Raw genomic sequence first — 12,678 nt, forward strand, 5'->3', positions numbered from 1 at the left:
ACGCTTTGATACATGTTTTCGCGCCCGCGTCAAAGCATCCCGGTTACAGGCCAGGTCGGTTGTGCAATCGCGGTAATGTCATCAAAGTTTGGTGGAAGAAAGGATCTGCGGTTACTGAATTTTAACCAATTCCCGGCTTAACCTTGACGTCGTGTTAACCATGGCTGCGCGCTGATCGGTCACTTAAAGTTGACCCTCTGCTTTTCAAGCATTTTAGCATGGTTAACTTTCCAAAGCCGATGCAATCGGCTAGGGAACCGGCTAATATTCGGGGACCGACTTCGAATCCCGACCTTGACCTTTCTGAATGGGGAAAGCAGTTGCAGAAACCTTCACTGAACCGGGCGCTGATTGCAGTCCTCCTGACCACGTCCACGGTTGTGGCCGCCCTGCCGCAGACGGCGAGCGCCACGACCCTGATGGATCTGCTGCGCGGCAGGTCGGAGGAGCGCCGCCAGCCAGCGCCGGCGGAAATCATTCCCCAGGCCCAATTGCGCGATCCAGAGCCGATCCAGAAGGTCGCCGCACCTCGCTATTATGCCTATAAGGCCGAGAACAAGCGTGCGATCTCCATCAAGGCGCCGGACATGCCGATCCCGGTTTTTGGTGAAGACCATGCCCTGGCCGTCGCCCATCTCGCCATGTCGCAGGTTAAGGTCGAAGCCACGCCCGACGTGGCGCAGGCTGTGGAAAACTATTATAACAACAAGGGCGCGCTGATCTGGGCCAGCGATACCGCCATAACCGACAAGGCGAAGTCGGCGGTTGCCGCCCTGGCAACGGCGGATACGGCCGGGCTTGAGCCAGCCGATTATGCGGTGAAAGTGCCTGATGGTCTCGATACCATGCCCGAGGACGCCCGCCGCCAGGCGTTGATGGCCTTCGAACTCAACCTGTCGGCCAAGATCCTGACCTATGTTCAGGATACGGTGCGCGGCAGGCTCGATCCGAACCGCATTTCGGGCTATCACGATTTCAAGCGCAAGACCGTCAATCTCGATCCGGTGCTGGATCTTGTGCGTTCGAGCCCGGATATTGCCGCCTATCTGCACGGTCGAGATCCGGCCAGCCCGCAGTTCCAGGCGCTGAAGGCTGAGCTTGCCAAGTTGGTGGCAGAGGCCAATCAGCAGCAGAGCAAGCCCGTCAAGATCAATCTGACCGGCGTATTGAAGCCCGGCGGCAGCAATCCAGAGCTTGCCAATATTGTCGAAGGCATCAAGACCTATGGCAGCGACGCGCTGAAGACCGAGCATGCGCTGACGCTGACCGACTATACTGGCACGCCGGATTACACACCGGAACTGGTGGCGCTGGTCGAGAGCTACCAGAAGGAACGCGGCTTGAAGCCGGATGGCGTCATTGGCCAGGCAACGGTCCGCACCATGGTCGGACATTCCAATGCCGAGAAGATCGAAAAGCTCGTGGTTGCCATGGAGCAATTGCGCTGGTTGCCTGCCGATCTGGGGCCGCGCTATGTGTTCATCAACCAACCGGCTTTCGAGGCCTATTATTTCAACGACCGCCAGCAGCAGATTGCCATGAAGGTCGTGGTCGGTGCGCCCCAGCACCAGACCTTCTTCTTCCAGAACATGATTCAGACGGTAGAATTCAACCCTTACTGGGGCGTTCCTCGGTCGATCATCGTCAACGAAATGCTGCCCAAACTGCGCCAGGACCCGAGCTATCTCGACCGTCTCGGCTATGAAGTCAGCTATAAGGGCCGCAAGGTGGCCTCCTCGCAGGTTGATTGGTACACCACCAGCGACGTCGATGTACGCCAGCCGCCAAGCAGCGACAATGCGTTGGGCGATCTGAAGATCCTGTTCCCGAACGCCCATGCCATCTACATGCATGACACACCGGCGAAAAGCTTCTTCAAACGCGATATGCGCGCGCTCAGCCACGGCTGTGTGCGTCTGGCCGAGCCGCGTGTCATGGCCGCAGCCGTGATGGGCACGACGGTTGAAGACATTGATGCGCAGATTGCCTCCGGCCAGAACCGCGCCGTGCAAGTGCCGCAGAAGTTCCCTGTTTATGTCGCCTATTTCACCGCCTGGCCGGATAAGGATGGAGTGGTCCGCTATTACGACGACGTCTATGGCCGTGATGAAGCGACCCGTAAGGCCTTCGACGTGACATCGACCTCGCGCGGCGTGCAGAGCTAACAATCCCGAAACAAAGCATTAATAAGCAAAGGCCCGGTTGATCCGGGCCTTTTGTGTTTTGGGATTTCAGTTGGCCTTGTTGAGGAGCCTGTCGACCAGATCCAGGGTCAATTCATTGAAATGTGTAATGACCACATCGGGATCAAGGTCGGCGACCGGTACGTCCGAATAGCCGAAAGGCACGGCAATGGAGGGGATACCGGCATTGCGCGCCACCAGAATGTCGTTGCGGCTGTCGCCGACCATGATAGCCCGGCGCGGGTCGCCACCGGCCTTGGCGATGGTGCCGAGCAGATGGCCGGCATCGGGCTTGCGCATCTCAAACGTATCGCCGCCGGTAATGGTTGCGAACCGGTCGGTCAGGTTCAAGCCGTCAAGCAGTGGCCGGGCGAGGCCTTCCATCTTGTTGGTGCAGACCGCTAGCCTGTGGCCTGCCGTGTCGAGCCGCTCCAGGGCGTCCAGTAGGCCGGGATAGGGCTGGCTTTTGCCGGGCATATGCTCTTTGTAGTGGTCGATGAACCGTTCAAGCAGGGGCTGGAACGCATCCTCGGAAATCGGCCTGCCGCGCAGGCTGAAGGCCCGCTCAATCATCACCCGCGCACCGTGTCCGACCAGATGGTTGAGGTCATCGGCCTCCAGCGGCGCCAGATCAGCAGCGGCGATGGTATGGTTGAGGCTTGCCACGAGGTCCTCGGCCGTATCGATCAGGGTTCCATCCAGGTCGAAGACAATGGTGGCGGGGGCGGCGTTGATTGCTGGGGACACGGGATGACTTTCCATGGTTTGCACTTTAAAGCCTTGGGTTTAGGGGGGCAGGGCTAAGGTTTTTCAGGCCGGAATGCAAGATTGGAAGGCGTCGAAAGGGGCTTTCGTTTGGCTTGCGACCCGTGTAAACAGCGAGAACTTTCTGCGGAATGCTTGGCAAACCGGCAAGGTTTGCTTCATTAACCCGCAGTTTCAAAAGGCCTTGGCCGAGTGTTGCAAGAGGAGTTGCGGGCAGCATGGACGTTCGTCAAATGAAGATCAAAGCTGCGGAACTGGCTTTGTCTTATGTCGAAAATGGGATGCGGCTCGGCATCGGTACCGGTTCGACCGCCGAGGAGTTCGTGCGGTTGCTGGCTGAAAAGGTGGCCGACGGTTTCAAGGTTCAAGGCGTGCCAACGTCGGAGCGCACCGCAAGACTTTGCCTGGAACTGGGCGTGCCGCTGATGTCGCTCGATGAATTGCCGGAACTCGACCTAACCGTCGATGGCGCCGACGAGCTTGATCGTCACCTGACCCTGATCAAGGGCGGCGGTGGAGCGCTGCTGCGCGAAAAGATCGTTGCTGCCGCGTCGTCGCGGGTGATTGTCATTGCCGACGAAACAAAATTGGTGGAGACGCTGGGCGCTTATCCGCTTCCCATCGAGATCAATGGATTCGGTGGCGTCGCAACCCGCATCTCCATTGAAAAGGCCGCCGCCAAACTCGGCCTGTCGGGGACGATTGGCCTGCGCATGTCTGGTGACGATCTGTTTATGACAGATGGTGGGCATTATATTCTCGATGCTTCTTTTGGCCGCATTCCTGATGCAGTGGCCCTTTCTCAGGCATTGCATGCTATACCCGGGGTGGTGGAGCACGGTCTGTTCATCGGCATGGCATCGCTGGCCGTCGTGGCTGGCTCTGATGGTGCGCGGGTGATCGAGCCTGTGGCGTGATTGACGCGGCTTGATAGCCGATGGTCATGGTCTGGCGCACGTTTACGCTGCGGCCATGTGCATCGATAATACCAATATGACAATTCAGCGCTGCCGTTGGAGGCGAGCGCTGGGGACACAAACAGGAGCATGAGTTTTATGAGCAAATATCAGGGTCTCGGTCGCCTTAATCTCGGTCACATGGTTGCCGGTGCGGTTATCGCAGCTTCGCTTCTGGCTGGTCCGGCCGCTCGCGCACAGGATGTGACGGATGCGCAGATCGATACCGCCCGTCAGGCCATCACGGCGCTCGGCGTTACCAATGTATTCGACAATATCCTGCCGAATGTCGCCGCTCGGTTGAAGGCGCAGCTCATCCAGGCTTATCCTAACCTTGAAGACCAGATCGACAAGACTGTTGACCAGCAGGCTATCGCGCTGGCTGCACGCCGTGGCGATCTCGAAAAGGAAGCGGCAACGGTTTATGCCAAGGCGTTCACCCAAGAAGAGCTGAAGCAGATTGCGGCTTTCTTCTCCAGCCCGGCGGGCAAGAAGCTGATCAAGGATCAGCCGGTTGCAAATCGTGAACTCGGCAAGTCCGCCGATATCTGGGCTGCCGGTGTGGCGCGTGATCTCGAAAAGAACACCAATGATGCCCTGGTCAAGGTGGCCGGTGCACAGTTGAAGGCACAGATGCCTGCTTCCGAACCGACTCCGGCCCCGGCTGCTCCAGCACCCGCCCCGAAGCCTTGATCTAATAATACCGATCAAAGAAAAGCCCGGACCTGGTTCCGGGCTTTATCGTTGGGCCGGTCGGTAATGATCCGGCGGCATTCCGTTGTCGTTGTCGTATCCATTCCCATATTGGGGATGGATGATCTTATGTTTTTGGCCAGCAGTCATCCTTCTTTGCCAGTCCGGCCGATCCACTGAAATTTTCGAGGGACGCTTTGGCCGTCCGTCTTGCGGGAGTTTTCCATGTCATCATTCGATTATGATCTGTTCGTCATCGGCGGCGGCTCCGGCGGTGTGCGCAGCGCCCGGCTTGCTGCATCCATGGGCAAGCGAGTGGCGATTGCCGAGGAATACCGGTTTGGCGGCACCTGCGTCATCAGGGGCTGCGTGCCGAAAAAGCTGTTCGTTTATGCATCGCAGTTTCACGAGCATTTCGAGGATGCGGCGGGATTTGGCTGGACGGTGGGCGAAAGCCGATTCGACTGGAAAAAGCTGATCGCCGCCAAGGATCAGGAAATCGAACGTCTGGAAGGCCTGTACAGAAAGGGCCTCAACAGCGCCGGTGCGGAACTGATTGAGAGCCGGGCGGAACTGACCGGCCCCAACCGCGTCCGTCTGCTGGCGACCGGACGCGAAGTGACGGCCGAGCGGATCATCATTGCGGTCGGCGGCTCGGCCAATGCACACACCTCCTTGCCGGGGCATGAGCTATGCATCACCTCCAATGAAGCTTTCCATCTGGAGGCGTTGCCCCGCTCGATCGTGATTGCTGGCGGCGGTTATATCGCTGTGGAATTCGCCAATATCTTCCATGGTCTCGGCGTCGATACGACGCTGATCTATCGTGGCAAGGAAATCCTGTCTCGCTTTGACCAGGATATCCGCCGTGGCCTGCACCAGGCCATGGAGGCCAAGGGCATCCGTATTCTTTGCACGGATGTGATCGAAAAAGTCGAGAAGATGGCCGCAGGCAGCCTTTCCGTCCACACCCGCAACAATGGGGTGATTTCCGCTGAAACGGTCATGCTGGCTTTGGGCCGCGATCCCTATACCAAGGGCCTTGGCCTAGAGACGGCGGGCGTTGCTGTCAATGAGCGCGGCGCCATCATCGTCGATCAATATTCACGCACCAACGTGCCGGGTATTTTTGCACTGGGGGACGTGACGGACCGGGTGCAGCTGACGCCGGTGGCAATCCACGAGGCCATGTGTTTCATCGAGACGGAATACAAAGACAATCCGACCTCGCCGGATCACGACCTGATTGCCACGGCGGTCTTTTCGCAGCCGGAAATCGGCACGGTCGGCATGACCGAGGAAGAGGCGGCCCGCAAGTTCCCGGAGGTCGAGATCTACAAGGCTGAGTTCCGCCCGATGAAGGCGACGCTATCGGGCCGTACGGAGAAAGTGATCATGAAGCTGGTCGTCAATGCGGCTGACCGAAAAGTGGTTGGCGCGCATATTCTTGGCCATGACGCTGGCGAAATGGCGCAATTGCTCGGCATCACCCTCAAGGCCGGCTGCACCAAGGATGATTTTGATCGCACCATGGCTGTGCATCCGACGGCATCAGAAGAACTGGTCACCATGTATAATCCGAGCTACCGGATCAGGAACGGCGAGCGAGTTTAAAAAAACACGAATCCCCTTCAATATACAGGGAGGCAGGTTACTGCTTCCCTGTTGTCCAAAATCCTTCCAGAGTGGTTTTCACCTATGGAAGGCCAATTTGACAGCAAGGTATTGCTTTTCAAGCTTCCATTAAGCGTTTATAAGCCGCCAATCCGAGCGGCCCGCAGGCATGGCCGCGTTTTGTTTAGGTGAAGACAATGGCGCAGAATTGGACCCCGACAAGCTGGAGGCAGAAGCCGATCAAGCAGGCTCCGGCCTATCCGGACCAGGCCGCATTGGCCGTAGCAGAGAAAAAGCTGGCGACCTATCCGCCGCTGGTCTTTGCTGGTGAAGCGCGCCGGTTGAAAAAGGCGCTTGCCAATGTGGCTGATGGCAATGGCTTCCTGCTTCAGGGCGGCGATTGTGCCGAAAGCTTTGCCGAACACGGCGCCGACACGATCCGTGACTTTTTCCGCGCATTCCTGCAAATGGCCGTTGTTTTGACCTTCGGTGCCCAGCTTCCGGTCGTCAAGGTCGGCCGCATCGCCGGTCAGTTCGCCAAGCCACGCTCGTCGGATTTCGAGCGTCAGGGCGATGTCGAATTGCCGAGCTATCGCGGCGATATCATCAATGGCATCGATTTCACCGAAGAGTCTCGTGCTCCGGATCCGCATCGTCAGTTGATGGCTTATCGCCAGTCCGCCGCGACGCTGAACTTGCTGCGCGCTTTCGCCATGGGTGGCTATGCCAATCTTGAAAACGTTCATCAATGGATGCTGGGCTTCGTCAAGGACAGCCCGCAGGCCGAGCGTTACCGCAAGCTGGCCGACCGGATTTCCGAGACTATGGATTTCATGAAGGCGGTCGGCATCACGGCGGAAACCAATGCCAGCCTGCGCGAAACCGATTTCTTCACCAGCCATGAAGCGCTGCTTCTTGGCTATGAAGAGGCGCTGACCCGCGTCGATTCGACATCTGGCGATCATTACGCCACATCAGGCCACATGATCTGGATCGGCGACCGTACCCGTCAGGCAGATCATGCCCATATCGAATATTGCCGCGGCATCAAGAACCCGCTGGGTCTCAAATGCGGCCCGTCGCTTCAGGCTGACGATCTTCTCAATCTGATCGACATTCTTAATCCGCAGAATGAAGCGGGTCGTCTGACGCTGATCTGCCGCTTCGGCCACGACAAGGTTGCCGACCATCTGCCGCGCCTGATCCGCGCGGTAGAGCGGGAAGGGCGCAAGGTCGTATGGTCCTGCGATCCGATGCATGGCAACACCATCACGCTCAACCACTACAAGACCCGGCCCTTCGACCGTGTCCTGTCGGAAGTAGAAAGCTTCTTCCAGATCCACCGCGCCGAAGGCTCGCATCCGGGCGGCATCCATATCGAGATGACCGGCAACGACGTCACCGAATGCACCGGCGGCGCACGTGCTGTTTCCGCTGAGGACTTGCAGGATCGCTACCATACCCATTGCGATCCGCGTCTCAATGCGGACCAGGCGCTGGAACTGGCCTTCCTTCTGGCCGAGCGCATGAAGGGCGGACGCGACGAGAAGCGGCTGAGATCAGTCGGGGCGTGATCGTTTAGGCTCAAACCAAAAACCCGTCACTGCATGAACTCCCCCCCGAAAGTTGGACATCAACCTGGGGCAGTTCATGGAGTGACGGGTTTTTTATTGACCGAAGAGAGAGGCACGGTCACCGTTGTGATCAACGGCAAAAGCTTAGCCGTCAGGATAGCTGGGTTTCGCCGATCTGGCAGAGAATGTGTTCTCTCTCGAAGGCGATATGGCGCCGCAGCCCTTCAAAGAAGCCACGCAGCATATAGCCCACCGCCTCCATGTTGACCTCGCGACCGCTGCCGAGTTTCAGCAGGGCATCCGTCAACTCCTCGGCAAAACACTCGTCCTCGCAATGCTCGAAGCGCAACCGGTTCAGCGTCTCGTGCATGCCGACGCTGCTGTGTGTCGATGTTTCGAGCCAGGGAAACAGGATGCTTTCCTCATAGTGGTGGACGCCCTTGATGAGCGGGGTCAGCGCCTTGGCCGCGTAGATGCATTTCTGCCGGTTGATATTGTTCGGCAGCGAATCGGCGATCTCTTCCAGTTCTGCGCATAGCGCCATTTGCTCCCCATGGGCATGATGTAGCCATTCCAGACTGGTCTCACATGGCGGCAAAGCAAGGGGCCGAGCATCTCTGGTCTTCGGAAAACCCGTCTTGTCCAAATTGCTCTGCATTCCGCATCTCCTTTTTTGCCGGCCCGGCACATGCGTAGGGCGTTATTGACGAGTGCGAAGGTGTGAGCCACATCTTCGCCCTGCACGAATGCCGAATATCTCAAATACATCAAAGGCTTGAGATGCCCGGAAATGAAATGCCAGGGCCATTTTCAAAGAGCCATGGGCGTCGGTCGCAGCGCCGGGCTCTGAACATGGCAATGCCGCATCGTGCAAGGGCGCGAAAAATCGTGCCTTGAAGACCGTTTCCCGATCAGAATGCGTAACGCGTACTGAAAGGGTCCCTTGGGAAACGTCAGAGACCCTTTCCAGGCCATCCGGTATTTCGCCGCAACTGCCGGTTCGCAATGTCTCCGCATTGGATGCTTGTCCGATGCCTGCGACACAATGCCATTGCCGTCCTTTATATATCGCCGCCTTTGCACAGACTGCCTTGATTTGAATCAAGGTTGCAGAGGCTGCGGAATGTCAAACAGAGACTCGACGCAGAAGTCTATCCATCCGGCAGGCGGCATGGCGCGGCGAGCAATACTGCTTTTCCTCGAAATGCAAAACGCTCTATCTCGCTGTTTTTACGTACTTTTGCTGGAAATAATCTGGCGCTGTCAGAAAAACGTTCCGGAAACGGAATGGCTTTTCTCATGGAGCGACTGCGCAAACCACAAATCAGGGCGGAACCCTTCCCGTAAGGAGGGGCCGTGCCGACACGAAGCCGTTGGGGGATGCCAACAATGAATTATACTTTCGAAACCATGGTTTTGGCCATTCTGGCCTTTGCCGCGCTGCTCGGGGCGGGTTTCGCCTATGACAGCCTGTTTGCTGCCCATATGTGGGTGGCCTTTTTCGTACTTCTGGGGGCGACGGTCGTCATGTTGCGCCATATCCGGTTTGCGCCGGTGACGGCTGGTGTGTCGAGTCGTGCAGCGGCCCAGCCCAAGTCTGAATATTTCGACGAAGTCATTCGCTATGGCGTCATCGCCACAGTGTTCTGGGGTGTCGTTGGCTTTCTTGTCGGGCTGGTCATCGCTCTGCAACTGGCCTTTCCCGATCTGAATTTCGGCCCCTGGCTCAATTTCGGGCGGCTGCGGCCATTGCACACGTCTGCCGTGATTTTCGCCTTTGGCGGCAATGCCCTGATCATCACATCGTTTTATGTGGTACAGCGTACGTGTCGCAGCCGGTTGTTCGGCGGCACGCTCGGCTGGTTCGTGTTCTGGGGTTATAATTTCTTCATCGTCATGGCGGCCACCGGCTATCTGCTCGGGATCACCCAGGGCCGTGAGTATGCGGAACCGGAATGGTATGTCGATATCTGGCTGACGATTGTCTGGGTCGCTTATCTCATTGCCTTCCTGGGTACGATCCTGACCCGCAAGGAACCGCATATTTATGTGGCGAACTGGTTCTACCTGGCCTTCATCGTCACCATTGCCATGCTGCATATCGTCAACAATCTGGCGATCCCGGTCTCCTTCCTCGGCGTCAAAAGCTACTCGGCTTTTTCAGGGGTGCAGGATGCGCTGACGCAATGGTGGTACGGGCATAATGCCGTCGGCTTCTTCCTGACGGCGGGCTTCCTGGGCATGATGTACTACTTCGTGCCCAAGCAAGCCGGTCGCCCGGTCTATTCCTACCGGCTGTCGATCATCCACTTCTGGGCGCTGATCTTCATGTATATCTGGGCCGGTCCGCATCACCTGCATTATACCGCGCTGCCCGATTGGGCGCAGACGCTGGGCATGGTGTTCTCGATCATGCTGTGGATGCCGTCCTGGGGCGGGATGATCAACGGATTGATGACGCTTTCGGGCGCCTGGGACAAGATCCGTACCGATCCGATCATCCGAATGATGGTGATGGCCATCGCCTTCTACGGCATGTCGACCTTCGAAGGCCCGATGATGTCGATCAAGACGGTCAATTCGCTTAGCCACTATACCGAATGGACCATTGGTCACGTTCACTCCGGCGCACTCGGCTGGGTCGGCATGATCACCTTCGGCGCGATCTACTACCTGACGCCCAAGCTCTGGCACCGCGACCGCCTCTATTCGATGCGGATGGTCAACTGGCACTTCTGGCTCGCCACGCTCGGCATCGTCGTCTACGCCGCCGTGCTCTGGGTGGCCGGTATCCAGCAGGGTCTGATGTGGCGCGAGTATGATGCGCAGGGCTTCCTGGTCTATTCCTTCGCGGAAACCGTCAAGGCCATGTTCCCCTACTATGTCATGCGCGCCGTCGGCGGCGGGCTCTATCTCGCCGGCAGCCTGGTCATGGCCTGGAACATCACCATGACCATTCTCGGCCACCAGCGCAACGAGGCGCCTCTTGCAGGTTCGGCCATGGCGCCTGTCCTGCAACCGGCGGAGTAAGGAGGGCACCATGTCCATTCTCGATAAACACAAGATCATCGAAAAAAATGCCAGCCTGCTGCTTTTGGGTTCGCTGCTGGTGGTTGCGATAGGCGGCATCGTCGAAATCGCGCCGCTGTTCTACCTGCAAAACACCATCGAAAAGGTGGAGGGCATGCGGCCCTACTCGCCGCTCGAGCTGGCCGGTCGCGACATCTACATCCGCGAAGGCTGTTACCTCTGCCACAGCCAGATGATCCGTCCGTTCCGTGACGAAGTGGAGCGCTACGGCCATTACTCCCTGGCGGCGGAATCGATGTACGACCATCCGTTCCAATGGGGTTCCAAGCGCACCGGGCCGGATCTGGCCCGGGTTGGGGATCGCTACTCGAATGACTGGCATGTCCAGCATCTGAGTGATCCGCGCTCGGTGGTGCCGGAATCGATCATGCCGAAATATGCGTTCCTGAAAGAGACCCCGCTGAAGATCACCAATGTCTCCATGGATCTGAAGGTCAATAGCGAAGTCGGCGTACCCTATACCCAGGAGATGATCGACAATGCCAAGGCCGATCTGGCCGCCCAGGCGGACCCGAATGCCGATACCACGGCATTGCTGGCCCGCTATCCCAAGGCGAAAGTCGGCGATTTCGACGGCAACCCGGCGGTCCTGTCCGAAATGGACGCGCTGATCGCTTATCTGCAAATGATCGGCACTTTGGTGGACTTCACCAAATATGACGACGCAACCGGTTACCGTTGAGGAGGGCGTCATGGAAGGAACCGAAATCTATACGGCCATGCGCCATTTCGCTGACAGCTGGGGCATGCTCGCCATGCTGCTGTTCTTCGCGGGCGCCATTCTCTTCGTCTTTCGTCCGGGCGCCAAAGAGCGGGCGGAAGATGCTGCCTCTATCCCCTTGCGGGAGGACTGATCATGTCTGACAAACACATTGACGAAATCAGCGGTGTCGAAACCACGGGCCATGAATGGGACGGCATCCGCGAGCTGAACAATCCGATGCCGCGTTGGTGGGTCTATACCTTCTACGCCACCATCGTCTGGGCGATTGGCTATACGGTGGTCTATCCGGCCTGGCCGATGCTCTCCACCAATACCAAGGGCCTGTTCGGTTACACCAACCGTGCAGCCGTCACCGCCGAGCTTGCCGACGCTAAAGCAGCGCAATCGGTATTCACCGACAAGATCGCGGCCCTGCCGATCAAGGATATCCTGGCCGATAAGGATCTGACCGAATTCGCCACCGCTGGCGGTGCTGCGGCCTTCAAGGTCAATTGTACCCCCTGTCACGGTTCTGGTGCGGCCGGTGGCCCCGGCTATCCGAACCTGAATGACGATGACTGGCTGTGGGGCGGCAGTGTCGATGCCATCTACACGACGCTGCAACACGGTATTCGCTATACGAGCGATCCGGAAACCCGGGCGTCGGAAATGCCAGCCTTCGCCGACATCCTGAAGCCCGAGGAAATCCGCCAGGTTTCTGCTTATGTCGTCAGCCTGACGGGCAAGCCGTCCAACGACGCATTGGTTGCGCCTGGAAAGCAGGTCTTCATGGACAATTGTGTTGCCTGCCACGGTGAAAAGGCCGAGGGCAACCGCGATCTCGGTGCGCCCAATCTCGGCGATGCCATTTGGCTGAAGGTCAAAGGCGAGCAGGAAATCATCCAGCAGGTGGCTCATCCCAAGCATGGCGTCATGCCCGGATGGTCAGCGCGTCTAGGCGATACGACGGTCAAGGAACTGACCGTCTACGTCCACTCACTCGGCGGCGGGGAGTGATAAAGAGCCGCCGGGGCTCAATAATCCCGGCGGCTCTCCTTTGGTCTTGCATGAAGACTGGTTTGGCGAAGGCAGGCCAGGTA

12 protein-coding genes are annotated in these 12,678 nt (G+C 58.1%); 9 read left to right on the top strand and 3 right to left on the bottom strand.

Annotated elements, in window-relative coordinates; all coding sequences use genetic code 11:
* The first annotated feature begins 320 nt into the window (after positions 1–320).
* A complete protein-coding gene (locus ASB66_RS12645; RefSeq protein ID WP_015915904.1) occupies positions 321–2,165 on the top strand; it encodes a L,D-transpeptidase family protein in 1,845 nt (614 codons plus the stop codon).
* Positions 2,166–2,231: 66 nt separating this feature from the next.
* Here the strand turns inward: ASB66_RS12645 and ASB66_RS12650 are convergent, their stop codons facing one another.
* Entirely contained in the window at positions 2,232–2,945 is a 714-nt protein-coding gene (locus ASB66_RS12650) for an HAD family hydrolase (RefSeq protein ID WP_156545211.1), read from the bottom strand.
* 221 nt (positions 2,946–3,166) lie between these two features.
* Here ASB66_RS12650 and rpiA point away from each other — a divergent pair, with 221 nt between their 5' ends.
* From rpiA to ASB66_RS12670, 4 genes are all read left to right on the top strand, one after another.
* The gene (gene rpiA, locus ASB66_RS12655) at positions 3,167–3,865 is read left to right on the top strand and encodes a ribose-5-phosphate isomerase RpiA (protein ID WP_060715610.1); all 699 of its coding nucleotides are present in this window, start codon (positions 3,167–3,169) and stop codon (positions 3,863–3,865) included.
* Between the two features lie 138 nt (positions 3,866–4,003).
* Positions 4,004–4,597: a DUF2059 domain-containing protein gene (locus tag ASB66_RS12660; protein ID WP_060715609.1), complete on the top strand. Its 594-nt coding sequence runs from the start codon at positions 4,004–4,006 to the stop codon at positions 4,595–4,597.
* Positions 4,598–4,822: 225 nt separating this feature from the next.
* Complete coding sequence (gene gor, locus ASB66_RS12665) at positions 4,823–6,211, top strand: glutathione-disulfide reductase (protein WP_060715608.1); 1,389 nt, start codon at positions 4,823–4,825, stop codon at positions 6,209–6,211.
* Positions 6,212–6,408: 197 nt separating this feature from the next.
* On the top strand, positions 6,409–7,785 hold the full coding sequence (locus ASB66_RS12670) for a class II 3-deoxy-7-phosphoheptulonate synthase (protein ID WP_060715607.1): 1,377 nt from the start codon (positions 6,409–6,411) through the stop codon (positions 7,783–7,785).
* Between the two features lie 151 nt (positions 7,786–7,936).
* Here the strand turns inward: ASB66_RS12670 and ASB66_RS12675 are convergent, their stop codons facing one another.
* Together ASB66_RS12675 and ASB66_RS26235 are read right to left on the bottom strand one after the other, a co-directional pair.
* A complete protein-coding gene (locus tag ASB66_RS12675; protein WP_060715606.1) occupies positions 7,937–8,443 on the bottom strand; it encodes a hemerythrin domain-containing protein in 507 nt (168 codons plus the stop codon).
* Positions 8,444–8,936: 493 nt separating this feature from the next.
* Positions 8,937–9,086: a hypothetical protein gene (locus tag ASB66_RS26235; protein ID WP_156541621.1), complete on the bottom strand. Its 150-nt coding sequence runs from the start codon at positions 9,084–9,086 to the stop codon at positions 8,937–8,939.
* A gap of 88 nt (positions 9,087–9,174) precedes the next feature.
* Between ASB66_RS26235 and ccoN the strand changes: the two genes are divergently transcribed.
* The 4 genes from ccoN to ccoP are packed head-to-tail and all read left to right on the top strand — an operon-like array spanning position 9,175 to position 12,595.
* Positions 9,175–10,815, top strand: coding sequence for a cytochrome-c oxidase, cbb3-type subunit I (ccoN, locus tag ASB66_RS12680; RefSeq protein ID WP_114386665.1), 1,641 nt, complete (start codon positions 9,175–9,177; stop codon positions 10,813–10,815).
* A 10-nt stretch (positions 10,816–10,825) separates the two neighbouring features.
* Positions 10,826–11,557 carry a cytochrome-c oxidase, cbb3-type subunit II gene (gene ccoO / locus ASB66_RS12685; protein ID WP_060715605.1) on the top strand — a complete coding sequence of 244 codons (732 nt, stop codon included), beginning with the start codon at positions 10,826–10,828 and terminating at the stop codon, positions 11,555–11,557.
* Positions 11,558–11,567: 10 nt separating this feature from the next.
* Positions 11,568–11,729 (top strand): cbb3-type cytochrome c oxidase subunit 3, encoded by a 162-nt coding sequence (locus ASB66_RS12690; protein ID WP_049777167.1) that lies wholly within the window; start codon positions 11,568–11,570, stop codon positions 11,727–11,729.
* 2 nt (positions 11,730–11,731) lie between these two features.
* The gene (gene ccoP / locus ASB66_RS12695; RefSeq protein ID WP_015915914.1) at positions 11,732–12,595 is read left to right on the top strand and encodes a cytochrome-c oxidase, cbb3-type subunit III; all 864 of its coding nucleotides are present in this window, start codon (positions 11,732–11,734) and stop codon (positions 12,593–12,595) included.
* Positions 12,596–12,678 lie beyond the last annotated feature (83 nt).

The organism is Gillisella vitis (assembly GCF_001541345.2).
Taxonomy (GTDB): domain Bacteria; phylum Pseudomonadota; class Alphaproteobacteria; order Rhizobiales; family Rhizobiaceae; genus Allorhizobium; species Allorhizobium vitis.

Coding starts and splice junctions, on each gene's coding strand:
- ASB66_RS12650 (WP_156545211.1), bottom strand. CDS start 2,945: ATGGAAAGTCATCCCGTGTCCCCAGCAATCAACGCCGCCCCCGCCACC.
- rpiA (WP_060715610.1), top strand. CDS start 3,167: ATGGACGTTCGTCAAATGAAGATCAAAGCTGCGGAACTGGCTTTGTCT.
- ASB66_RS12660 (WP_060715609.1), top strand. CDS start 4,004: ATGAGCAAATATCAGGGTCTCGGTCGCCTTAATCTCGGTCACATGGTT.
- gor (WP_060715608.1), top strand. CDS start 4,823: ATGTCATCATTCGATTATGATCTGTTCGTCATCGGCGGCGGCTCCGGC.
- ASB66_RS12670 (WP_060715607.1), top strand. CDS start 6,409: ATGGCGCAGAATTGGACCCCGACAAGCTGGAGGCAGAAGCCGATCAAG.
- ASB66_RS12675 (WP_060715606.1), bottom strand. CDS start 8,443: ATGCAGAGCAATTTGGACAAGACGGGTTTTCCGAAGACCAGAGATGCT.
- ASB66_RS26235 (WP_156541621.1), bottom strand. CDS start 9,086: ATGAGAAAAGCCATTCCGTTTCCGGAACGTTTTTCTGACAGCGCCAGA.
- ccoN (WP_114386665.1), top strand. CDS start 9,175: ATGAATTATACTTTCGAAACCATGGTTTTGGCCATTCTGGCCTTTGCC.
- ccoO (WP_060715605.1), top strand. CDS start 10,826: ATGTCCATTCTCGATAAACACAAGATCATCGAAAAAAATGCCAGCCTG.
- ASB66_RS12690 (WP_049777167.1), top strand. CDS start 11,568: ATGGAAGGAACCGAAATCTATACGGCCATGCGCCATTTCGCTGACAGC.
- ccoP (WP_015915914.1), top strand. CDS start 11,732: ATGTCTGACAAACACATTGACGAAATCAGCGGTGTCGAAACCACGGGC.